This window comes from Acinetobacter sp. A47, assembly GCF_000805455.1.
Taxonomy (GTDB): domain Bacteria; phylum Pseudomonadota; class Gammaproteobacteria; order Pseudomonadales; family Moraxellaceae; genus Acinetobacter.
Window position 1 is genome coordinate 466380 of record NZ_JSUS01000064.1, and the last position, 23228, is coordinate 489607.

Annotated in this window: 18 protein-coding genes; 8 read left to right on the forward strand and 10 right to left on the reverse strand. The window is 45.8% G+C overall.

All coding sequences use genetic code 11. The features are described 5' to 3' along the window. Positions 1-34: 34 nt before the first annotated feature. A complete protein-coding gene (ahpF, locus tag OC23_RS14370) occupies positions 35-1600 on the forward strand; it encodes an alkyl hydroperoxide reductase subunit F (RefSeq protein ID WP_038345567.1) in 1566 nt (521 codons plus the stop codon). Between the two features lie 48 nt (positions 1601-1648). Here the strand turns inward: ahpF and OC23_RS14375 are convergent, their stop codons facing one another. The 5 genes from OC23_RS14375 to dnaE form a co-directional block, all read right to left on the reverse strand. Further along, on the reverse strand, positions 1649-3670 hold the full coding sequence (locus OC23_RS14375; RefSeq protein ID WP_038345617.1) for an esterase/lipase family protein: 2022 nt from the start codon (positions 3668-3670) through the stop codon (positions 1649-1651). Between the two features lie 124 nt (positions 3671-3794). Continuing rightward, the gene (locus OC23_RS14380) at positions 3795-4694 is read right to left on the reverse strand and encodes an ABUW_2363 family tetratricopeptide repeat lipoprotein (protein WP_038345568.1); all 900 of its coding nucleotides are present in this window, start codon (positions 4692-4694) and stop codon (positions 3795-3797) included. A gap of 113 nt (positions 4695-4807) precedes the next feature. Beyond that, the gene (gene cysE, locus OC23_RS14385; RefSeq protein ID WP_038345569.1) at positions 4808-5620 is read right to left on the reverse strand and encodes a serine O-acetyltransferase; all 813 of its coding nucleotides are present in this window, start codon (positions 5618-5620) and stop codon (positions 4808-4810) included. Next, entirely contained in the window at positions 5613-6452 is an 840-nt protein-coding gene (locus OC23_RS14390) for an RNA methyltransferase (RefSeq protein ID WP_038345570.1), read from the reverse strand. Before OC23_RS14390 ends, cysE begins: the two co-directional genes overlap by 8 nt. A 13-nt stretch (positions 6453-6465) precedes the next feature. Then, complete coding sequence (dnaE, locus tag OC23_RS14395; RefSeq protein ID WP_038345571.1) at positions 6466-10029, reverse strand: DNA polymerase III subunit alpha; 3564 nt, start codon at positions 10027-10029, stop codon at positions 6466-6468. Between the two features lie 215 nt (positions 10030-10244). On the opposite strand from dnaE, the gene OC23_RS14400 reads away from it, so the two are divergent. Further along, positions 10245-11147: a tetratricopeptide repeat protein gene (locus tag OC23_RS14400; protein WP_038345572.1), complete on the forward strand. Its 903-nt coding sequence runs from the start codon at positions 10245-10247 to the stop codon at positions 11145-11147. Positions 11148-11185: 38 nt separating this feature from the next. On the opposite strand, the gene OC23_RS14405 is transcribed toward OC23_RS14400, so the two are convergent. Continuing rightward, positions 11186-12616 carry a pyridoxal phosphate-dependent aminotransferase gene (locus OC23_RS14405; protein ID WP_038345573.1) on the reverse strand — a complete coding sequence of 477 codons (1431 nt, stop codon included), beginning with the start codon at positions 12614-12616 and terminating at the stop codon, positions 11186-11188. 241 nt (positions 12617-12857) lie between these two features. On the opposite strand from OC23_RS14405, the gene msrB reads away from it, so the two are divergent. The 4 genes from msrB to OC23_RS14425 all read left to right on the forward strand — a co-directional run bounded on the left by msrB (position 12858) and on the right by OC23_RS14425 (position 15327). Next, positions 12858-13277, forward strand: coding sequence for a peptide-methionine (R)-S-oxide reductase MsrB (msrB, locus tag OC23_RS14410; protein ID WP_038345574.1), 420 nt, complete (start codon positions 12858-12860; stop codon positions 13275-13277). Next, positions 13274-13762 (forward strand): glutathione peroxidase, encoded by a 489-nt coding sequence (locus tag OC23_RS14415; protein ID WP_038345575.1) that lies wholly within the window; start codon positions 13274-13276, stop codon positions 13760-13762. The genes msrB and OC23_RS14415 overlap by 4 nt, the downstream gene beginning before the upstream one ends. Before the next feature lie 65 nt (positions 13763-13827). Beyond that, positions 13828-14631 carry an AraC family transcriptional regulator gene (locus tag OC23_RS14420; protein ID WP_038345576.1) on the forward strand — a complete coding sequence of 268 codons (804 nt, stop codon included), beginning with the start codon at positions 13828-13830 and terminating at the stop codon, positions 14629-14631. 72 nt (positions 14632-14703) lie between these two features. After that, positions 14704-15327, forward strand: coding sequence for a LysE family translocator (locus OC23_RS14425; RefSeq protein WP_038345577.1), 624 nt, complete (start codon positions 14704-14706; stop codon positions 15325-15327). Between the two features lie 44 nt (positions 15328-15371). Here the strand turns inward: OC23_RS14425 and OC23_RS14430 are convergent, their stop codons facing one another. The 3 genes from OC23_RS14430 to OC23_RS14440 form a co-directional block, all read right to left on the reverse strand. Continuing rightward, a complete protein-coding gene (locus tag OC23_RS14430; RefSeq protein ID WP_038345578.1) occupies positions 15372-18521 on the reverse strand; it encodes an efflux RND transporter permease subunit in 3150 nt (1049 codons plus the stop codon). A 1-nt stretch (position 18522) separates the two neighbouring features. After that, positions 18523-19713, reverse strand: a complete 1191-nt coding sequence (locus OC23_RS14435; protein ID WP_038345579.1) for an efflux RND transporter periplasmic adaptor subunit — start codon at positions 19711-19713, stop codon at positions 18523-18525. Positions 19714-19895: 182 nt separating this feature from the next. After that, entirely contained in the window at positions 19896-20348 is a 453-nt protein-coding gene (locus tag OC23_RS14440) for an Lrp/AsnC family transcriptional regulator (RefSeq protein ID WP_038345580.1), read from the reverse strand. Between the two features lie 149 nt (positions 20349-20497). Here OC23_RS14440 and OC23_RS14445 point away from each other — a divergent pair, with 149 nt between their 5' ends. Next, on the forward strand, positions 20498-21118 hold the full coding sequence (locus OC23_RS14445) for a LysE family translocator (protein WP_038345581.1): 621 nt from the start codon (positions 20498-20500) through the stop codon (positions 21116-21118). A gap of 264 nt (positions 21119-21382) precedes the next feature. Then, positions 21383-22000: a DUF6037 family protein gene (locus tag OC23_RS14450; RefSeq protein WP_038345582.1), complete on the forward strand. Its 618-nt coding sequence runs from the start codon at positions 21383-21385 to the stop codon at positions 21998-22000. 38 nt (positions 22001-22038) lie between these two features. On the opposite strand, the gene dapC is transcribed toward OC23_RS14450, so the two are convergent. After that, complete coding sequence (gene dapC / locus OC23_RS14455) at positions 22039-23208, reverse strand: succinyldiaminopimelate transaminase (RefSeq protein WP_038345583.1); 1170 nt, start codon at positions 23206-23208, stop codon at positions 22039-22041. Positions 23209-23228 lie beyond the last annotated feature (20 nt).

Below are 23228 nucleotides of genomic sequence, written 5' to 3' on the forward strand. Positions count from 1 at the left end.
ACCGATTTAAAAGTCTTAGGGTTTGGAGAAATACATGTTAGATCAAAATATTAAAACTCAATTAAAAGCTTATTTAGAACGTTTAGAAAGCCCGATCGAGCTGGTTGCTGCTTTAGATGACTCAGACAAAGCAGAGAAAATCAAAGAACTGGTGACTGAAATCGCGGAACTTTCTGATCAGGTTACGGCGCGTTTTGACGGTTCAAACGCTCGCCGTCCTAGCTTCGGTGTGGCTAAAGCAGGTGAACAACCGCGTGTGTTCTTTGCCGGCTTGCCGATGGGCCATGAGTTTACTTCTTTGATTCTGGCATTACTGCAAGTATCTGGCTATGCGCCAAAAGTCTCTGATGAAGTCCTGGCTCAAATCAAAGGCCTTAACCTGACTGCCAACTTTGATGTGTTTGTGTCACTGAGCTGCCACAACTGTCCGGATGTGGTTCAAGCCTTGAACCTGATTGCAATCAACAACCCGAACACCACGGCCACCATGATTGATGGTGCTTTCTTCCAGGATGAAGTGGAAGAGCGCAAGATTCTGGCAGTACCGATGGTGTTCCAGGACAACCAGCATATCGGTCAGGGCCGTATGACACTGGAAGAAATCGTGGCCAAGCTCGATACCAACTCTGCCGAGAAAGATGCAGCGGCCATCAATGCCAAAGATGCGTTTGATGTGTTGGTGATTGGTGGTGGGCCTGCCGGTGGTACTGCGGCCATCTATGCTGCGCGTAAAGGCATCAAGACCGGTATCGTAGCTGAACGCTTCGGTGGTCAGGTGATGGATACCATGGACATTGAAAACTTCACTACTGTACAAAAAACCGTAGGTCCGAAGTTTGCTCAGGATATGGAAGCGCATGTCCGTGAATACGGTGTGGATATCATGAACCTGCAACGTGTCAGCAAGATCACAGGCGCAGATCAGACTGCTAATGGTCTGGTTGAGGTTGAACTGGAAAATGGTGCCAAGCTTGAATCGAAAACCATCATTCTTTCCACCGGTGCACGCTGGAGAGAGATGAATGTACCGGGTGAAGCCGAATACCGGACCCGTGGTGTGGCTTACTGCCCGCACTGTGATGGCCCGTTGTTCAAAGGCAAACGTGTTGCGGTAATTGGTGGTGGTAACTCGGGTGTAGAAGCTGCGATTGACCTTGCAGGTATTGTTGAGCATGTCACACTGGTTGAATTTGACACCAAACTTCGTGCTGATCAGGTGTTGCAAGACAAGTTAAACAGCTTGTCAAACACCACGGTGATCATGAATGCCTTGAGTACCGAAGTGGTTGGTGATGGTTCACAAGTAACGGCATTGAAGTACAAAAACCGTGCCACTGATGTTGAACATACGGTAGAGCTTGCAGGGATCTTTGTCCAGATCGGGTTATTGCCAAATACTGACTTCCTGAAAAACAGTGCAGTTGAGTTAAGCAACCGTGGCGAGATCGTGATCAACGACCGTAACGAAACCAGTGTTAAAGGTGTATTTGCTGCCGGTGACTGTACGACCGTACCATACAAGCAGATCATCATTGCCACAGGTGAAGGTGCCAAAGCATCCCTGTCTGCCTTTGATTATATGATTCGTTCAGGCAGCTAAGTAGTTGTATAAAAAAGGCCCCAAGATCTGGGGCCTTTTTTATGGTGGTCAGTTCTTAGGTTTATATAAACCATGATCGACCAGATGCTCACGTAAAATACGACGAAGTTCCAGCACGGCTTCAGGTGTTTCCTGAATGGAGTGGCCACCTTTAAAAACCTTCTCTGAAACGGCACCGTCCAGATGGGCACTTTTATAAGGCACAATGCCATCAGTAATCACGTCAGGATCATCGCTTTTGGTCACATTGCCCATAATCGAATGGAAAACCAGCCCGCTTTCTGGCGGAATGGTGGCGGTTAATTCCATAAATTTGGACTTTTTGCTTAAATCACTTGGACCATTTTGAATGACATCATTGGTCAGTGTTTTTACAAATTCCTTCAGATCCATATCATCACTGGTCAGTGTATCTGCCAAGGTGGTCAGGAAGGTAGCCGGTAATTTGATAATTTTACGCGCAGCCAGCGTAAACCAGCGGTCTGCGTACTCTGTACCACGATGTGGAGCTGCCAGAAAGATGGCCCGGTCAAAGTTCTTGATCGGTTCCATTTTCAGACGTTCGCCAATGACAGGATGTTTTCTCAAACGGGCCTGCTGGCGGCTATTCATCAGGGTCAGTGCCTGTTTTGAAATATCTGCATCACTCACCAGCAAGCGACTGATAATTCCACCCATACTGTGACCGATTAAAACCGCATCCTGAGCTGCTGCATCTTTAGGATTGAGAGAACCAAAAGCCTGTTTTAGCAGGGCATAGATCTGGAAGCGGCTTTCCAGAATCGGCATATTGGTCGAGTAGAAAACCTGCCATACCTGATAATGCTCACGGAGTACCGCATCCCCCATAATGTCATTGGTTACAGCGATCCAGGCTTCAGGGCTACTGGCCAGACCGTGTACCAGAACAATCACTTTCTTATTTGGATTATAAGGTTCCAGCATGTACAAGTGTGGCATGGTTAAATGCTGGTCGCGGTCAATCAGGGTCAGGTAGGCAGCAGTCCCCAGATTGTTTTCAGCCAGCCACAGGCCATAAGGGGCCGAGAAATTGGCTGCCAGAGAATATTCTTTACCCGCAATGTTGACTTTCTCGATGCTATACGGATCGTAAACCTTAACCTCAAACTCGGGACTGTTCAGAACATCATCAATGCTGGCCGTGGCTTTTTTGGGTTGTGCAATAATGGTTGCAGCCAGATAACGTGCCTTATGAATGTTCGGGTTCACGCCATTGGGGTAGTTAAAGCTTAACGGGTCAAGTATATATTTATTTTCACCATGGGCTGTCCCCTCGGCCGAAGGAAATACAGCGACGAAATCTGAGCCGAAACCATCTCGCCGGTTAATCGCCCTTAAACCTGAAAAGTTCATGTTATAGCTGGAAATAAACTTTTCAAGCTTCATGTTTTGTAGGCGCTGATACGCCTGAATGTCAATGGTATAGGTACTTTTTCCAATTTTAATTGTAGGCGTGATGGTTTTGGACGGATTTCTTAAACTATGCACATTCACCAGTTTGGTCAGTGCCTGATTATAGAAATCCCGAATCTGAACCTGCCTGTTGTCAAAAATACGCTCTTGGGGCTGACGAGCGGTTTTAAATAAATAGGCATAGCTATAACGGATACTTTTATCCAGGGCCTCCAGCTCTTGATCCAGACACTGTTCATAGGCTTGCTGATTCTCTTTTTGTATTGCTTCTGCCTTATGCTTGCTCAGCTTACTCACTTTACAGTCAGATGATTCAGACAGGCTCATGGCTTTTGACAGATACAATTCGCTGGCTGTGGATAACAGTTGCTCGTCCTGAATTTGCGGAATCTTGTGCAATTCAGCAATACATTCATCTGTGGTCTGCATACAGACTTTGGCTTCTTTACCTGACATGGACAGCACATTGAGGCTGGCTTCACTCAATTTTTTCTGGGTCAGGATACTATTGCGCTCATTGGCAATCGTGACATTCAGGTCTTGCTGTTTAAGGCTGACGACCTGACAACCGCTCATTACCACTGAGCTGAAAAGGGCAAGCGTTAATAAACGTTTATTTGGGGTAAATGCTAGCATCATAGATTAGCAATTGAGCTGGGAGATGGAGGATATAATACGAAAATCGAATGTTTTTTCAATCATGCATAAAAAAATAGACTGTACAAGACAGTCTATTTTTCACTACAGAATGGGCTGTTGATTAGTTCAATACCTGCCAGACATTCCAGCGTTTACCAGATTCAACTTCCTTGATCAGGCGATCAGTTACCTCTGCTTCATCCGGATAGTTAACTTTATAGTTCTTCAAGGTCTGAATCGCATTTTTCTTCTGCTCTAACCAGAGGTAGTTATTTGCAGCAGAAAGATAAGCTTCCTGAACACCACCTTTAATTGCCTTATCGAGATAAGGGATGGCTTCACGCTGACCACCACCTTCAGACAAGCCGAAACCAAACCAGAAGTTTGTTTCTGCATCATTCGGGTTGATGGCAAGAATACGTTGGGCATAGTTCAGGGATTTGGTGGTATAAGCCGTACCCAGGTCCATGTTACGTGCCATTACGCTAGCTTTGAATGCACGTGTCAGTACATCAAGAGAGGCATTTGGCTTTTCTGCCAGCGCATCAAGCTTTTGTGTAACTTCTTTTAATTTTGCTTCGTAGCCTTTACGTTCCTGACGGTCAGGGAAACGAGGCGGATAATGGCGTGCCTTACCTTCAACCAGTTGCAAGAAGTCATCAATTTCGGTTACGTCAATTTCGTTATCGCCAGCAAGTACGGCATATTTTTCACTCCGTTGTTTGCTGTCGATGGTTGGGACAATAATTTTGTTAACTTCTAGCGTGGTTGTTTTTGATGGATCATTTTGTAATGACACAACCATTTTGGTTACAGGTTGGGCTGCTGCATTTTTAATAGCCACTTCAAAGCTTGGTGGCTGATCATATTTGATTGGATTTAAAGCATAGAACGGAGGGGTTGGTTCTGGCTCTTTAAAGACAAATGGCTCAGAAGCTTTATCTTTTTTGACTGGTGCGATCCCGCAGGCAGTTAAAAAAGAGGTGGAAAGTACAAGTAATGCCAAAGGCTTAAAATTCATGCTTTACATCCATTAATTTTAGTTAAATGAGAAGTAGATCGTTGGTTTCACCAGTCTAGGAAAAGCAAAACCAACTTGCAATGATAAGCTTGTTACATTTCTTATATATTCGATTATGTTGCTGAAGTTTTGTTCTGTGCCTCGCATTCACGTCTAACTTCTTCAATAATTTTAAGTTCTTCTTTACTCAATGGTTGATTTTTGGAATTTTGCGGTGCAAAACTCGGGTCGAGTTCAGAGAGGCGCTGGCATAGCACATTCATGCGTTTTTCATTGTTTTGCATACGGTCTAGAAGTACACGTATACCTTCCAGGATGGGATCGGACTGGTCCTGCGTAGTGGCATAAGGCTGGAAGCCAATGCTTTCGGCATAGTCACGGCGACGCACTTCATCTTGTTCAACCTGGCGTTTATCTTTAAAGATATAGCGGGCAGGGTTACCTACAGCGGTCACGCCTTCTGGAACTTCTTTGGTGACCACGGCATTCGAGCCGACTTTAGCCCCTTTATGCACGGTAAAGGGTCCCAAAATTTTAGCTCCGGCGCCGACCACCACACCATCTTCGAGCGTTGGATGACGTTTGCCTTTATTCCAGGTGGTACCACCTAGGGTAACCCCGTGGTAAAGCGTTACATCATCACCGATTTCAGCTGTTTCACCAATGACCACACCCATGCCATGATCAATAAAGAAACGCTTGCCAATTTTGGCGCCCGGGTGTATTTCAATGCCAGTGGCAAAACGGCTAAACGAAGAAAGCAGGCGGGCTGTGCCTTTATATTCCTTTTTCCAGAGTTCATGTGCCATACGGTGCATGATCAATGCATGGATGCCGGGATAGGTGGTCAGAACCTCAAGGGTATTGCGGGCTGCAGGATCACGTGCAAATACAGCCTCGATATCTTCTTTAAGCTGTTTAATCATTTGAATGATCCTCCATGTTTGTCTTTTTCCATGAACCTTTGGCCAGTGCCTGAACGCGACTGAAGATCCCGCGCAATAAATGATATTCCATACGATCTAATTGTATCCTTCCAAATAAACGACGCAAGCGCAATGGAAGTAAACGAGGATTATCCGGGTCTAAAAACTCGATTTCAGTCAGCATTTTTTCCAGATGAGGGTAGAACTCTTCCATCTGTTGCTGCGTTACCAGCGGTTCGTCCCATGCCATGCTTTGCTGTTGTTTTAGTTGCATGTGATCATCTGGTACGCTGGTAGCCGTGGTGTTTTGCTCAAGTGCGGCCATTCTTAATTCATAGCACACCACCTGAATGGCTTGAGCGACATTGAGCACACCATATTCAGGATTGACCGGAATGGTTAGATGATAATTGGCCAGAGCCAGTTCTTCATTGGTCAGGCCACGGTCTTCACGACCAAATACAATGGCAATATGTTGTGCTTTGCTTGCCGCTTGTAAGGCTTCTTTCGCCGCAGGGCGCACGTCCAGCAAAGGCCATGGAATGGTACGGCTACGCGCACTGGTACCGAATACGATATGACAGTCCTGGATGGCTTGTTCCAGCGTCTCGACAATCTCGATCTGTTCAATCAAGTCTTGTGCACCGGCAGCCAAGGCATCAATATCGGGATGCGGATAGGTCTTTGGCGCTACCAATACGAGTTTAGATAAGCCCATGGTTTTCATGGCACGCAAGGCACTGCCGATATTGGCCGGCAAGGTCGTATTGACCATGACAATACGCACATGATCCAAATGTTTGGACACGTTATTTGAGTCAAACTGGTTCATATATTATCCAAAATTAAGAGTATTGAGAGACTTCGGCCTGATAGAGATCAAGGGCTTCATCCATGGACATGTTGTCTGGCGGTGGAGCAATATTTGCCACCTTCGGTGCTTCAGCGACTTTGGCAGCTTTGGATTTCACCTGATATTCAATCACGATGGCATCTTTACCAAAATAATCGCGTAACTTGCCGAGTAGCTCATCTAATGGTGCAACTTTCCATTGCGGGCCGAGGTGTAACTCTGCGGTTGCAAAGCGCTGGTCCAGCTGGATTTGCACACCAATATGCTGGCACATGTCGACATTGCAATACGGGAGAAGAATGGCTTGCAGGTCTTTGGCGAGAGTTTTGCCCATTAGATCCGGAGCCAACCGGATTTGAATGCTTTGTGCCCGTTTCTGGCGAATCTCATTCAGGCTAAAGGCTTTGCTCAAGCGCGCCATCGGGCGGTCAAAGCCTTCACGTTCGTAGATTTCACCTTCAATCACCACCACCTGTTCCAGGCGGACGATTTCCTTATAGCGCTGGAAACGTTCATGGTTACAGCTGATTTCAACACGTGCTGTTCCGTCATCCAGGGTGATCATGATACGGTTCGGGAAGTTGGCAATATCGACCACTAGACCTGCAAAAACCGTCGTGACGCCACGGCGTGTCGGGGTAAGCTCATTCAGTTTGGACGGAATGAACGCTTTTAGCTCGGCACGATACACATCGATTGGGTGACCGGTCAGGTAAAGCCCCAGCGTATCCTTTTCACCTTTTAAACGGACTTCATCCGACCATGGTTTCACCGGTTTGGCAGGCTTGCGTTGAACTTCTTCAACCTCGCCAAACAGGTCCATGATACCTGTTTCACGGTTGCTACGGGCCTGTTCGGCTGCCTGAACAGCTTCTGGCAATTGCGCCATTAAGCTTGAACGCTCAATACCCAGACAATCCAGTGCCCCTGCGCGAATCAGGGCTTCAAGTGTACGTTTATTGATTTTTTTCAGGTCGATACGGTGACAGAAATCGAACAGATCCTTGTACGGGCCTTCATTGATACGTGAATCAATGACCGATTGCATCGCCTGTTCGCCTACACCTTTAATCGCCCCCAGACCATAGACAATGGTGGCTTCATCGCTGGCATGGAAATGATACAAGGACATATTCACTGAAGGTGGTAATACTTCCAGCTTGTTATTGCGGCAGTCATCGATCAGGAACACGATACTGTCGGTGTTCTGCATTTCCGAAGATAAAACCGCCGCCATGAACTCAGCCGGGTAGTGTGCTTTTAACCAGGCGGTGTGGTAGGCCACCAGGGCATAGGCAGCAGCATGTGATTTGTTAAAACCGTAGCCTGCAAACTTTTCCATATAGTCAAAGATATGGTTGGCGGTTGCCTCGTCAATATCTTTTTTCGCCGCACCCTCAATAAAGATCTGGCGCTGCTTGACCATTTCTTCCGGTTTCTTTTTACCCATGGCTCGACGAAGCAAGTCTGCGCCACCCAGGGTATAGCCTGCACAGAACTGCGCAGCCTGCATCACCTGTTCCTGATAAACCATAATCCCGTAGGTCGGTTCCAGCACGCCTTCAAGCAGAGGGTGGAGGTATTCAAACTCACCACCATGCATACGATGGATAAAGTCAGGAATCAGGTCCATCGGACCGGGACGATACAAGGAAACGAAGGCGATAATTTCTTCAAATTTACTTGGTCGTGCTTCCTTCAACATCTTTTTCATGCCGACGGATTCAAACTGGAATACCGCTGTGGTATTTGCCTCGGCAAACACCAGATAGGCATCTTTATCGTCTAAAGGAACATTGGAAATATTGAGCGGTGTCTCGGATTTGAGCCGCTTGTTAATATTTTGTACCGCATCTTCAATGACGGTCAGGTTACGTAAGCCCAAAAAGTCGAATTTGACCAGACCTGCGGCTTCAACGTCATCCTTATCATATTGTGCAACGCGGTTGGTTCCATCCGGATCACACAGCACTGCCGAGTAATCGGTAATCTTGCCGGGAGCAATCACCACACCACCGGCGTGTTTACCGGTATTACGGGTAATCCCTTCCAGTTTCAGGGCCATTTCCCAGATTTCGGCTGCATCGTCATTGTCCGGGTTGGACGGGTTGGTGACGATATCCTTGAGCTGAGGCTCCATGTCGATGGCGGTCGCCAGATCTACACCAAGCGGTTTGGTCGGTACCATTTTGGAAATACGGTCAGCCAGACCATAGGATTTACCCAGGACACGTGCCACATCCCGGATTGCACCTTTGGCAGCCATGGTACCGAAGGTTGCAATCTGTGAAACCGCTTGACGGCCATAGTTCTGTGCCACGTATTCAATGACCCGGTCACGGCCGGCAATACAGAAATCGACGTCAAAGTCGGGCATTGAAACACGTTCCGGGTTAAGGAAACGTTCGAACAGCAGGTCGTAACGCAGAGGATCGAGGTCGGTAATTTTTAGGCTATAAGCCACTAATGAGCCTGCACCCGAACCACGGCCAGGGCCAACAGGCACGCCATTATTTTTGGCCCATTGAATGAAGTCCATGACGATGAGGAAGTAGCCCGGGAACCCCATTTTCAGAATGATATCGACTTCATACTTGATTCGTTCATCATAGGGCTTGCGTATCTCTGGCCAGTCTTCATCACGTTCAGCCACCGGATATAAGTGATTCAGACGCTCTTCCAGACCTTCCCTAGATAAATGCTCGAAATAAGTGTCGATGGTATAACCATCTGGAATCGGGAAGTCGGGTAGGAAATAAGTCCCAAGCTTTAATTCAACATTACAGCGCTTGGCAATATGATAGCTATTGGCAATGGCACTCGGAATATCGGAAAACAGTTCGGACATCTGTTCGCCTGTCTTGAAATATTGCTCCGGGCTATAGTTTTTAGGGCGTTTGCTGTCTCCTAACACATAACCATCGGCAATACAGACACGGGCTTCATGTGCGTCAAAGTCATCCTGTTCGATAAAGTGCACATCATTATGTGCGACCACACCGATCTGATATTTTGCAGCCAGTTTTACTGCTTGCTGGATAAAATCTTCCTCACCCGGGCGTTCGGTACGGGTCAGCGCCAGATAAACACGGTTGCCGAATTTTTCAATCCATGCCTCCAGCAACGGTTCTGCCTTTTGCGGGTTGGAGGAGCAAAGCATTTTGCCGACATCACTGTGCTGGCCTAACATCACGATCAGGTCTTCTGGCTGCTCAAGTATCCATTCTTTTTGTACGCAGGGGATACTCAGTTGCTGACCTTCAATATAACCACGCGATACGATTTCGGTCAGGTTGAGCCAGCCTTTGCTGCTCATTGCAAGTAGGGTGGCTCGGTGTTCGGCATCATTGAGCCGGATGACACTGCCCAAAATGGGTTTAATGCCTTTTTTGAGGCATGCTCCATAAAACTTGACTGCAGCATGCAGGTTGGACAAGTCTGTCAGGGCCAGTGCTGGCATCTCATCTTGTACGGCAGCCTTGACCAAATCAGGTATGCGAACAATCGATTCCGTGATCGAGAATTCTGTATGGATACCGAGATGAACAAACCGCATAGAAGGACTATCCTTTTTCAAACCAACGCATAGTTTAGCATGCAAACCGAAAATGACATGCTTAATATTTTGGCAAACCGTGTCTTTGCTTGCTTATTTTGATGAAAAGTTAAAAATTAGTTTTTGATTTTCTTGAGTATATCAAGGACAATTTAAAACATTCATTTTAACGCCAGAATGTAATCGCATAAAAATATAGCAATATGAGTTAGATAATGAAATTTAAAAATATTGTGCTTGCAATATTGTTGGGCAGCAGCTTGGTAAATTTATCTTATGCCGATGAGGCGCCAGCCTGGCAGGCTTTAAAGGAACAGGCCCAGTCCGGCGATATGAAGGCACAACATGAACTGGCCACAGCCTACTATTTTGGAGAAGGCATAGAGCAGGATTATGGTGCGGCTTTGACATGGTTTAAAAGGGCTGCTGTAAAAGGAAATGCGGACGCAATGTACTATGTCGGCTACATGTATGATCTGGGAGAGGGCATTGAGGAAGATAACCTGACCGCCATGAAATGGTATGCCCAAGCCGCAGAACAGGGACAGCTACAGGCTCAATACAGTTTAGCTTATCTTTATCTTTCCGATGAGGATGGTGTGGTCAGCAACCCGAAAAAGGGTGTGGAATGGCTGACTCGAGCGGCGGATGCCGGATTTGATGTAGCGCAGACCTCGTTGGGGCGTATGTATGAAGCAGGGCTGAAAGGTCTGCCGCAAGACCCGGGGAAAGCAAGACACTATCTGCAACTGGCTGCCCGGCAAGGTGATGCTACCGCAATCAACGCCTTGGCCTTTTTCTATATTGAAGGGACGGGAGGTGTCGAGAAAGATGATAAAGAGGCTTTACGGTTATTTACCCAGGCTTCTGAGGCATCCGGTCTTGCTTCTTTTAATGCGGGGCTAATGCATGAATATGGTGAAGGGACCCTTAAAAACTATAAAAAGGCAGCCGAGTTTTATGAACTTGCCCTAGAGCAGGATAATGCAGATGGCTGGCAGGGACTTGCCCGTTTATACAAAACAGGTGGTTTTGGTCTGGCTAAAAACCTGAAAAAATCGCAACAATATGAACGGATCTGGAAGGAAGCCCAAAGCGAGAACAATGCGTCGCAATAAATAGAAAAAATCCCCCTTTGTCAAAGGGGGATGGATATTTAACGCATTTTTGCCAGAAAGCGGCTTAAACGGTTAATGGCTTCACGTAACTCGTTTTCTGCAGGTAAGAACACGACACGGAAGTGATCAGGGGTAGGCCAGTTAAAGCCGGTGCCTTGAACCAGCAAAACTTTTTCAGCTTTTAACAGGTCCAACATCAGTTTTTCGTCATCTTCAACTGGATAAACTGCCGGATCAAGTTTCGGGAAGCAGTACATGGCACCCTCAGGCTTCACACAGCTGAGGCCGGGAATTTCATTCAGCATTTCCCAGGCAATATTCCGCTGTTCATATAAACGGCCACCCGGACGGATCAGGTCGTTAATTGACTGATACCCGCCCAAAGCCGTTTGAATGGCATATTGCGCCTGATGGTTCGCACATAAACGCATTGATGCGAGCATGTCCAGTCCTTCGATATAGTCTGCTGCACGTGCCTTATTGCCAGTGATGGCCATCCATCCGGCACGGTAACCTGCAATCCGGTAGGCTTTTGATAAACCATTAAAAGAAACACAGAGCTGATCGCCAGCCAGTGCTGCTACGGCCACATGTTCGATGCCGTCATATACGATCTTGTCGTAGATTTCATCTGCAAATAAAATCAGGTCATGTTTTTTGGCCAAGGCTACAATTTGCTCTAACACATGACGTGGATAGACTGAACCGGTCGGGTTGTTGGGGTTGATAATCACGATACCACGGGTATTTGGCGTGATCTTGCTTTCCATGTCTGCAAGGTCTGGATACCAGTAATTTTCAGAGTCACATTTATAGTGAACGGCGGTACCGCCCGAGAGATTAACAGCTGCAGTCCATAACGGATAGTCTGGCATAGGCACCAGCATTTCATCGCCATCGTCCAGCAAGCCTTGCATGGCCATCACAATCAGTTCGGAAACACCGTTTCCAACATACACATCATTGACGTGCATGTCGAAAACCCCTTTTTGCTGGTAATACTGGCAAATGGCCTTACGGGCAGGGAAAATACCTTTAGAGTCGGTATAGCCAATGGCATTTGGCAGGTTTAACGCAACATCATTAATAATCTCTTGGGGGGCTTCAAAACCGAAAGGAGCCGGGTTGCCGATATTCAGCTTGATAATCTTGTGTCCTTGCTCCTCCATTTCATTGGCGGCGCGCAGTACTGGTCCACGGATGTCATAGCAAACATGTTCAAGCTTGGATGATTTTCTGATTTCGCGGCTTGATGGTTGAGACTGGGGAACAACAGTACTTTTAGACATAGCAGGATTCACTTTTGCATATCGGTATAAATAACTTTTGAAGGTTTCAACTGTGACCAGATCGAGGTCATGCTGATCTCTCAGTAATTCAACAATTTTTTCATGGGTAAAACCGGATTGTTGATATTGTCTGATGGTTGGTAATAGGTTCTGGAACACCACGCTTTTTTTCTGAGACATTGTTTGTCCTGTTTAACCGTGCGAAATTAGCATAACACCATATTTGCTTACGTAAAATAGGTCTTGGCTAGTATTTGCTTACTTTTGTAAAAATAATTTGCTAACTTTTTGCTATTTTTATTTTTAGTGCTGAAAATTCATTAAATTGTACCAACTGAGACTAGAGTTTTTGTCGGGAATGGCGTAAATATAAAATCTGTTGATCAAGATTGTTTTAACATCAGAATAAAAGGTGCAGGTTATGGGAAAAGTGAATAAAACAGACCGGGAATGGCAAAGAGAATTATCACCGGAAGAATATCGCATTACTCGCCAGAAAGGCACAGAACCCGCATTTACAGGACAATATTGGAATAATAAACAAAAGGGTACCTATGTCTGCCGTTGCTGTGGTGCGGAGTTGTTCTCATCTGAAACCAAATATGATAGCGGTTGTGGCTGGCCAAGCTTCTATAAACCGATTGATAATGTTGCAATTGAAGAACATGAAGATTTATCACATGGTATGGTCAGAACAGAAATTGTCTGCCATGATTGCGATGCACATTTGGGCCATGTGTTTGAGGATGGCCCACAGCCGACAGGACTGCGTTATTGCGTGAATTCGGCATCATTACAACTTAAAACAGATGAGAAGAATGACGAGGAAACTTATCCATGAGTAACATTTATCAGTTTGAAGCTGAGTTGTTAGAGGGAGAAACAAAAGCGCTCGCTGATTATAAAGGCAAGGTCATGCTGATTGTAAATACTGCAAGCAAGTGTGGCTTTACCCCGCAATTTGCCGGATTAGAAAAACTCTATGAAAAATATAAATCTCAGGGACTGGAAGTATTAGGTTTTCCTTGTAACCAGTTTGGAGGACAAGACCCGGGCACCAACAAGGAAATCGGGACTTTTTGCCAGCGTAATTATGGTGTTACTTTCCCAATGTTTGCCAAGGTCGATGTGAAAGGGCCGGAAGCACATGTGATTTTCCGTTATTTGACCCGCGAAGCCAAAGGCCTGCTAGGTAGCCGCAACATCAAATGGAACTTTACCAAGTTTCTGGTTGGCCGTAATGGTGAGGTGTTAGAGCGTTATGCTCCAACCACTAAACCAGAAGCGTTAGAAGCCGATATTGAAAAAGCTTTAGCGCAGAAATGATCTGGATGTGGGTTCAGGTTTAAGTGATTTTGAACTCAAGCGTTGAGTTTTGGAGCCATCCTGACATGCCGTACGTTGAAACACGTAGGGCATGTCAAAGCCGAATCTGTTATAAATCGCATAGCCATCCTACCTTTTCAATCGGGGCTATTGATGCGGGACAGAGTCATTTTTCCAGTTCTTTTGCATCCGAACAGTTGATTCAGTCGGGTAGCGTCGTGGTTATTCCAGCTCATGTAGAGCATGCTTGTAATCCTTTACCGCAACAGGCCTGGAGTTACCAGATGATGCATCTTGATGCAACATGGCTTGCCGGGCTGCTTGATGAGCTTCAACAGGAAATGGATGTGCATTTGGATTTAAACACATCCTGTGTGCCGCAATTAAAACCCATAATTCTCCATGACCTCCATCTTTACACTGCATTTACTGCATTAAATCAGCTGTTATTTGATCCCCAGATTTCACGATTAGAAAAAGAACAATATTTGATTAAGACCTTAACCGAAATGTTAATACCGAATTTTCATTGGGAAAATATTGGGGAAACAGGTTGTTTTCAGTCGTATTTACCCCGGTTGATCGAGTCTCTGGAAAGTGGTATTGAGGAACTATCGCTCCAGCAACTGGCTGAAAAATTACAGATCAGCCGTTATGCACTGATCCGGCTGTTTAAACAGTATTTGGGTTTAACCCCACATGCTTATCAATTAAATCAAAAGGTCAATCAGGCGCGTTTACGTTTGCGTCAGGGCTGTGATCTGGCCCAGCTGGCACATGAATTAGGGTTTACTGACCAGAGTCATTTTCATCGAGTCTTTAAACAATATACGGGGGTTACCCCAAAACAATATGCTAAAAAATCTTAGTGCTCGCAATTTTGTACAAGAATAAAAGCTTAAGCTTTTTTAAGCTGGCTCTCCTTCATCTGGAGAGAGACTATGGAGCTTTTTTTAACAATTGTTGTGACGCATTTTATTGCTTTGCTGACGCCCGGGGCTGATTTCCTTTTAATTTTAAAAACCTTGATGCAAAGCAAAATAGAGGCAGCACGATTGACTTGTATGGGAATTGCATTAGGTAATGCCATTATTCTGCTGGTGATTTATTGCAGTCTGTTCTTGCTGGGCAAAGTCAGTACCGAACTACTGGTCGTCATGAAATGGTTCGGTGTAGTTTATTTTGCCTATCTGGCGGTTCAATGTTTTCGCGCTGCACGTTCTGTGCACGGACTCAGCAATACTGAACTGGAACTTGATACCGAACCCCCAAAACAAGCACAGTTCAGGCACTTTTTACTGGGTTTGGCTTCGAGTCTGCTCAATCCCAAGAACCTGATGTTTTATTCGGTGTTGCTGATCCTGATCTATCCTCAATACAATGTGGTGCAAAACATACTGGTCTGTGGCTGGATGGTAGGCATGGTACTGATCTGGAATCTGGCCATGGTGAAATTGATGAGCGCAACCATGTATCTGTCATGGTTAAGTCAGCAGATGCATTATTTGTACTATCTGGCAGGCGGCAGTTTTATCTTTTTTATGCTGGCACTGATGTTATCCTGAACATAAAAAAAGACGGTCAGATGACCGCCTTTTTGAACCCCGAGCTATTGAGAGGGTTTTATGGATTCAGACTGGTTTTTTCTGAAACCATGTAGCTTGCGATTAATATCGTCAATAAAGGTATATACCACCGGTATCACCAGTAAGGACAAGAAGGTACTGGTAATCAAGCCCCCAATCACCGAAATCGCCATTGGCGCCCGGAAGCTTGGATCGGTACCAATGCCTAAGGCAATTGGCAACATGCCTGCACCCATGGCCAGCGTGGTCATGATAATCGGGCGTGCCCGTTTATGGCAGGCATCCAGCAAGGCATTGAAACGTGAGTAATGCTTTTCATCTCTGGCAATAATGGCGTAATCGACCAGCAAGATCGAGTTTTTACTGGCAATTCCCATGAGCATAATCAGGCCAATCAGGCTTGGCATGGAGAAACTGCTTTTGGCCAGTAGCAACATTACAAATGCACCGCCAAGTGATAATGGCAGGGCCACCAGAATGGTAATCGGTTGCAGGAAGTCCTTGAACAGCAGCACTAAGACAACATAGATACATAGCACACCTGTCAGCATGGCCAGTCCAAAGCTTGAGAAAAGTTCCTGCATTACTTCAGCATCACCGATATCGGTACGTTTTACTGTAGGTGGCAGGTTTTTCATGGTTGGAAGCTGGTCGACCCTGGCTGCAATGTCGCCTAGAGGCTGATTGTTCAGTTCGATGGTGAAATTAATGTTACGTAACCGGTTAAAACGGTCAATTTGCGATGGGCCACTTTCAATGTTGATATCGGCAATACTGCCTAACATGACCGGCCCACGACTGCCTTTTACCATCAGGCGTTTCATCAGCTCCTGATCTTGCCGGGCAGCAAGTGGCAGTTTGATGATTACGGGAACTTGCCGCTGTGACAGGTTTAATTTTGCCAGGTTCTGGTCAAAATCACCGGCAGTCGCAATACGCAAGGTTTCTGCAATATCATAGGTGGTAACACCCAAATCGGCAGCCTTGGCGAAGTCTGGTCGAATCACCAGTTCAGGGCGAATCAGGGCTGCACTTGAGGTAATGCTGCCTACATTCTGGATTGTCCTTAATTCACGTTCAAGGCTGCGCGCTGTTGCCATCAGGGTATCAGGGTCATCGCCAGAAAGGGCAATCTGGTATTCGCTATTATTACCTGCAAGTCCGACCTGAATGCGGGCTCCCGGCAAAGGGGCCAGACGCTGGCGAATTTCATCTTCAACCTGTTGCAAGCTGGCACTACGATCAGAACGTTCAGTGATTTGAATGGTCAGGGTCGCTTTGCGTGGTTCACTTGACGCGCCTCCTGAAAAAGGATCTGTTCCCGCAGCACCACCACCAATGGTGGTATAGATACTTTTTATTTCAGGGTGGTCTTTAATCAGGTTACGTGCATATTCAGCAGTTTTAAGGGTATCTGCAAACTGGGAACCGGGTGTCAGCTCCAGACGGACCTGGGTTTGTCCGGTATCGGGCGGTGGTACAAATCCTGTCGGCAATAACGGGATCAGCATGACCGAAGCGATGAAAAATGCAATGGCACCACCTAAAGTAATCCAGCGGTGATTGAGACACCAAGTCACCAGACGCATATAGCCACGCATGACTTTGCCATCTTTGGCACGATCTTCGGCTAAACGGGTCGTGCCTTGATCGGCGATTTTTTCTGCAATTGTATTTTCTGGCTGTTCCGTTTTACCGATCCAGGGTTTAAGAAAATAGGCCGCCATCATGGGGGTCAGTAAACGTGCCACCAGTAGGGATGCAAAAATGGCCAATGCTGCGGTCCAGCCAAACTGTACAAAGAATTTTCCTGCAATTCCGCTCATAAAGGCGGTTGGCAGAAATACCGCAATCAGGGTAAAGGTGGTGGCAATAACTGCCAGCCCGATTTCATCTGCGGCTTCCATGGCTGCTTCATAAGGAGTTTTTCCCATGCGCAGGTGCCGTATGATATTTTCAATTTCAACAATGGCATCGTCAACCAGAATCCCCACTACCAGTGACATGGCCAGTAGGGTTACGGTATTGAGGGTAAAACCAAAGAAATACATGCCGATCATGGCAGGCAAAATCGACAGTGGCAGGGCGGTTGCTGCAATAATCGTGGCACGCCAGTCGCGCAAGAACAGCCATACCACCAAGATCGCCAGTATAGCGCCTTCGTAGAGGAGTGACATGGAGCCTTCGTAATTGTCAACCACAGGATCGACAAAGTTAAATGCTTCAACGATCTTGAGGTCAGGATGGGCAGCCTTTAGCTTGTCCAGGGCTTCCACAACACCTTTTTGAACTTCAACCTCACTGGCTCCTTTACTGCGCGTGATTTCAAAGCCAATCACGGGCTGTCCATTCAACAGTGCAGCCGAGCGCCGTTCAGCTATGCCATCGCGAATGCTGGCCACCTGATCAAGGCGGATGTGACGTCCATCAGGAAGTGCGATATCCATTGCACCAATTTCAGCTGCTGTCTTGACGGTGGCAATGGTACGGATTGACTGTTCGCTACCACCAATTTTGGTTTGACCACCCGAAGCATCTTGCTGGATTAAGCGTAGTTGTCGGGTGATGTCGGTCGCTGTGGCATTGAGTGCCAGCAGTTTTTCCGGATCAAGCTCAACATCAACCTGACGTGTGACCCCGCCAACGCGCGATACTGCACCAACGCCTTTGACCTGCAGCATGGCACGGGCAATATCATAGTCCACAAACCATGACAACGCTTCTTCATCCATCTTTGGTGACTGGATGGTGTAGGTTAAAATCGGTGAACCTGACAGGTTAATCTTGCTGACAATCGGGTCGCGCAGATCGGCAGGCAAATCGGAACGGACTTGTGAGACCGCATTGCGCACATCGTCTACCGCTTCCTGCAAGGGTTTTTCCAGCTGGAATTCTGCGGTAATGGTGACCACACCATCCTGAATATTGGTGTACTGGTTTCTGAGTCCTTGTAAAGTGGCAAGCGAATTCTCGATCTTGCGTGCGACTTCGGTTTCAAGTTGCGGAGGGGCAGCGCCCGGAAGGGCTGCAGTTACAGTAACCATCGGCAGTTCAATATCCGGGAACTGCTGGATTTTCATCCATTTAAAGCACAATAAACCGGCCAGTCCCAGCATGATAAAGAGCAAGATACCGGGAATCGGATTACGGATCGACCAGGCGGAGAAGTTCATGTCATTGCTCCTGAGCGGTCACAAGCTGTTTGGTCAGCGGTGTATCCGGAATGTCTTTGGCAATATTGACCAGATCGCCATCTGCCAGAAAACCTGTGCCTGAAGACACGACTTTGACATTTGGGGCCAAATCTAAAATTTCGACCCGGTCGCCCAGACGCCGTCCTACAGTAACTTTTTGCTGTGCAACACGATTGTTTGCACCAACGATAAACACATAGGAGAAACCATCGCGCAGTAACAAGGCTGTTTGCGGAACGGTCAATGCAACTTTTTCACCCAAATCAAATTCACCTTTGACAAACATGCCCATACGCACTGCCTGTGTGGCTGGAATATCAACATAAACCAGTCCATAACGGGTCTGCGGATCAATTACTGGCGCAATCATCCTGACTTTGCCGGTTACGGCAGGTTGGGCTGGATCGGGTGAAATAATATGGGCAGTCATACCTTGTTTGAGCTTATACAGGTCAGAGGTGGTCACTTCGGCACGCCATTCGAGACGATGATCACGAATCAGCCGGAACAGTTCCTGTCCGGTTTGTGCCAAAGAGCCTACCGTGGCAGTGCGTGCCGAAATAACACCATTGTCAGGCGAGACCACTCTGGTTTGAGCCAGACGTAACTGATTGCTCTCAATCTGAGCCTTGGCTGCATCCAGCTTGGCTTGAGCCGTAGCTTGCGAAGTTTGATACTGGGTGGCTTCCTGAGCCGAGATTGCACCAGTATTTTTGAGTTGCTGAATCCGTTTGTTATTGGTAATGGCATCGGCCAGTACTGCCTGTGCCTCGGCATAACTGGCTTTGGCTGCGGCAAGGTCGGCACGGATGGTGTCGCTGTTAATCTCTGCCAGCACCTGACCACGCCGGACTTCATCACCTACATTGACATTGACGCGCGTCAGACGCTGGCCTGAAAGTTCACTGCCGATCACCACCTCTTGCCATGCGGCGATATTACCGTTTGCGGTAAATGTCTGTTTCCAGTTTTGCTGTTGAGGTGCGGCCACGGTAACAGTTAGTGATGCTTTCTGGCTGCTTGCACCGGCATTTTTTTGCTGTGCTGCCGTCGCTGATTTTTGAGTAGCTCCAGTTTGCCAGACCACGATTACAATAATTAAAAATACAATCACGAGTGCTAAAATGAGCCAACCCTTTTTCTTTATTTTCTTGGGAGTTTGCGAAGTCATCTTTCCATAATCATCAAGTTTTGATGGCTAAGTATAGACCAAGATTTCAAACGTGGGTCAAGATGAACAGGACAGATAAAAAAATTAATAAAGTGATCTGCCTTGCTTACTTTTTACATCAAAAAATATGTGATTTGATGTACATTTTTACAGTTTCGTTTTACTCGGGGCGTGAATTGTTTTTATAAAGGGAGTAGCCGGTTGGACACGACATTTTTCATGACAATGGTAGAGGTGAGACGTTGTACGTTCGGCAAGGCGGAGAGACTGTCATCATAGAGCTTCTGGAAACTTGCCAGGTCCTTTGCAACAACATGCAGCAAGTAATCGGGGTTGCCAAATAAACGCTGTGCCTGAATGACGTTGGGAATGTCGATGACCTTTTCTTCAAAGCTGGACAGCGCGCTCTTGTCTCCGTCTTTTAAGGTTACAAAGATAATTGCAGAGAAATTAAGGCCGATTTTTGAAGCTTCCAGATCGGCATGGTAACCCTTGATTACACCGCTTTCTTCTAAAGCTTTCACGCGACGATGACAAGGCGACAGACTTAAACCGATTCTTTCTGCCAGTTCTGTGATAGATAATCTTCCATTTGCCTGAAGTTCAGCAATAATTTTCTTATCAATACGGTCCACTTGGAAGAATCTCCCTATCTGGGTAAAACAAATAGAAGTATTTGGAATAACATTTTCACCATTAAAGCATATCCTTTCCTGACAATCTTCACCAGATGGTGAAAAAAGCTATTCAAAATAGCGTTGGCAGTGTAGAAAGGGCTTGGCTTATGGAACTCAGTGTAATTTTCGCCTTCTGGTGTGTTTCGATCTTGTTTGTGTTAACTCCGGGGGCCGACTGGGCCTATGCCATTCTCGCTGGTGTTAAGGGGAAATTTATCCTGAATGCCGTCACTGGCCTGATCATAGGCCATTTTTTGGCAATTTTATGTGTAGCCGCAGGTGTCGGGGCACTGGTTGCTCATTATCCCGTGCTGTTGACCGGAATGACCGTTCTGGGTGCATGTTATTTACTGTGGATGGGCGGGAATCTGTTATTGCATCCTGCCACGATTGCAAATGATAGTAATCCGATACAATCTGCTGATTCTGCAAGCTCATGGCTGATTAAAGGGGTAGGGATTAGTGGCTTGAATCCCAAGGTCTTATTGCTTTTCTTTGCCTTGTTACCTCCGTTCATTCATCCAGAAATGGCCTTTGCACCGACCACACAAATCATGTTGCTGGGTATGATTCATTTGCTCAGTTGTGCAGTGGTTTATGTCTTGGTCGGGATAGCTGCAAAAAAACTGCTGAGCACCCGTCCGGCAGCCGTCAAAATGGTTAGCCGTATTTCTGGCGGATTGATGATGGGGATTGCAATCATTTTATTTATAGGACAGCTTGGTTAAATAGAGCAGTGAAGGCGTACAAGTTTTCTAATAAAGTTTATGATTCTGTTGTTGGTTTATTTGACTAGATCAATCGTTACTATAAATACCTATGAGCATGTCATTGCAGATTGGTCGCATAGCATGCTCAGTACATTTATGTATAGAGCTAAAAAAACTACATATTCGGGAAGTGTATTTGTATGCATTTGTTAAATTTATAAGACTGAATTAAAAAAACAACTAAGCTAAAAAATTATTGTTAAGGATTAAAGGTAATTTTACATGGCTGTTTTTGATAAATTTAAACAACTTAAAGAGGATATGGATGCAAAAGGATGGGTGATAGAGGGATTTGATTTTCTATATAAAGATGTCTCTTATATTGTGCTTGTGAAAATATACTCAAAGACAGAAGTAAAGCCCCAATATGCACTTTTAAAATTAGAAATAATGAAAGAGCAGAATATGAATGAGACTTTGATTGTACCGGTAAATTCAGCTGGATTTATGCTAGATAAGATAGGAGTAAAAAGATTTAGAGAGTTTTTTAATATTGATTATGCTGCTAATCTAGGAAATATTATCCAACAGTTTAGTCAGTATTTTTCTCAATTTATTCCTGTAGAAGTAAGCTTTAAAAGAACTGCTCAGTTAAAGGAAGCGATCATTTCATCCTTATCGAGAAGTGATAGCGAGGATCCTAATAAAGTCTACTGTTTTGCAGTAAAAAGGCTTACTGAGGGCAAACGGACTATATTTAATGATAATAAAACAAGATTATTAAGACCGAGTTTATATAATAAGTTTAAGGATGATACAAAAATCAGTTTTTGCTATTCAGATGATGAGAACAGACTAAAAAGTGATGCAGAAATCATTTCTAGCTTCAGTAAAAGATAAGCCGATGCAATATATTTCGGCTTATCTTTAAGTTATGTTTACAGAATTGCTTTGAGGCGTTTGACCACTTCTTCACATTGGGCCAAATCTGCAACCAGTGCCATGCGCACATGACCTTCACCCGGGTTACCTTGTTCTGTCTCACGGGACAGATAACGACCCGGCAATACTTTAATATGCGCTTTTTCCATCAGCATTTTGGCAAAGGTTTCATCATTATCCACTTTTAACCAGTAATAAAAGCCCGCATCCGGTTTTTGCAAAGGCAACACATGACCGAGTTCGGACTGGAATAAATCAAATTTGGCACGGTATTGCTGACGGTTTGCTTCAACATGTGCTTCATCATTCCAAGCTGCAATGGATGCCAGTTGGTTTTGTACCGGCATAGCCGCACCGTGATAGGTACGGTATTGCAGATAAGGTTTTAACAGGCTTGCATCACCCGCCACAAAACCAGAGCGCATGCCCGGCAAGTTTGAACGTTTTGACAAGGAATGGAACACGATACAGTTTTTATAATCGTCTCGGCCCATCTCCGCACAAACTTCCAGCAGCCCAACCGGAGCCTGCTCAAACCACAATTCCGAATAGCATTCATCTGATGCAATCACAAAACCATATTGATCTGACAGAGCAATCAGCTTTTTAAACTGCTCTTTTGATAGCACAGTACCTGTCGGGTTGCCGGGCGTGCATACAAACAGTAAGGCTGTTTTTTCCCACACTTCCGCAGGAACCGCGTCAAAATCACCTAAATAACCATTGTCTTCGGTGCAGTTAATAAAATAGGGTTTTGCACCTGCCAGTAAGGCTGCACCTTCGTAAATCTGGTAGAACGGGTTCGGCATGACGACATAAGGTGCATCTTCACGCTTAATCAAGGCTTGAACAAAAGAGAAAAGACCTTCGCGTGTACCAGAAACGGGCAGGATATGATCTTCTGCACTGATCTGGTTCAGCTTAAAGCGATTGGTGAGCCATTGTGCAATACTTTGGCGCAGCTCTGGTAAGCCTTTACTGTTTGGGTAAGTCGATAAATGGGCAAAATTATCAATAATTGCCTGCTTCACAAACTCTGGTGCCGGATGTTTTGGCTCGCCAATTGACAGCGGGATCAAGGGTAAAGCAGCAGGTTGGACCGCTTTAAACAGCTGGTTTAACTTTTCAAAAGGATAGGGATGCAATAATGACAGACTAGAGTTCATTTCATCAGTTACCAGGCAAT

Excerpts from the sequence above, each read along its gene's own strand:
- ahpF (WP_038345567.1), top strand. The coding sequence starts at position 35 with ATGTTAGATCAAAATATTAAAACTCAATTAAAAGCTTATTTAGAACGT.
- OC23_RS14375 (WP_038345617.1), bottom strand. The coding sequence starts at position 3,670 with ATGCTAGCATTTACCCCAAATAAACGTTTATTAACGCTTGCCCTTTTC.
- OC23_RS14380 (WP_038345568.1), bottom strand. The coding sequence starts at position 4,694 with ATGAATTTTAAGCCTTTGGCATTACTTGTACTTTCCACCTCTTTTTTA.
- cysE (WP_038345569.1), bottom strand. The coding sequence starts at position 5,620 with ATGATTAAACAGCTTAAAGAAGATATCGAGGCTGTATTTGCACGTGAT.
- OC23_RS14390 (WP_038345570.1), bottom strand. The coding sequence starts at position 6,452 with ATGAACCAGTTTGACTCAAATAACGTGTCCAAACATTTGGATCATGTG.
- dnaE (WP_038345571.1), bottom strand. The coding sequence starts at position 10,029 with ATGCGGTTTGTTCATCTCGGTATCCATACAGAATTCTCGATCACGGAA.
- OC23_RS14400 (WP_038345572.1), top strand. The coding sequence starts at position 10,245 with ATGAAATTTAAAAATATTGTGCTTGCAATATTGTTGGGCAGCAGCTTG.
- OC23_RS14405 (WP_038345573.1), bottom strand. The coding sequence starts at position 12,616 with ATGTCTCAGAAAAAAAGCGTGGTGTTCCAGAACCTATTACCAACCATC.
- msrB (WP_038345574.1), top strand. The coding sequence starts at position 12,858 with ATGGGAAAAGTGAATAAAACAGACCGGGAATGGCAAAGAGAATTATCA.
- OC23_RS14415 (WP_038345575.1), top strand. The coding sequence starts at position 13,274 with ATGAGTAACATTTATCAGTTTGAAGCTGAGTTGTTAGAGGGAGAAACA.
- OC23_RS14420 (WP_038345576.1), top strand. The coding sequence starts at position 13,828 with ATGCCGTACGTTGAAACACGTAGGGCATGTCAAAGCCGAATCTGTTAT.
- OC23_RS14425 (WP_038345577.1), top strand. The coding sequence starts at position 14,704 with ATGGAGCTTTTTTTAACAATTGTTGTGACGCATTTTATTGCTTTGCTG.
- OC23_RS14430 (WP_038345578.1), bottom strand. The coding sequence starts at position 18,521 with ATGAACTTCTCCGCCTGGTCGATCCGTAATCCGATTCCCGGTATCTTG.
- OC23_RS14435 (WP_038345579.1), bottom strand. The coding sequence starts at position 19,713 with ATGACTTCGCAAACTCCCAAGAAAATAAAGAAAAAGGGTTGGCTCATT.
- OC23_RS14445 (WP_038345581.1), top strand. The coding sequence starts at position 20,498 with ATGGAACTCAGTGTAATTTTCGCCTTCTGGTGTGTTTCGATCTTGTTT.
- OC23_RS14450 (WP_038345582.1), top strand. The coding sequence starts at position 21,383 with ATGGCTGTTTTTGATAAATTTAAACAACTTAAAGAGGATATGGATGCA.
- dapC (WP_038345583.1), bottom strand. The coding sequence starts at position 23,208 with ATGAACTCTAGTCTGTCATTATTGCATCCCTATCCTTTTGAAAAGTTA.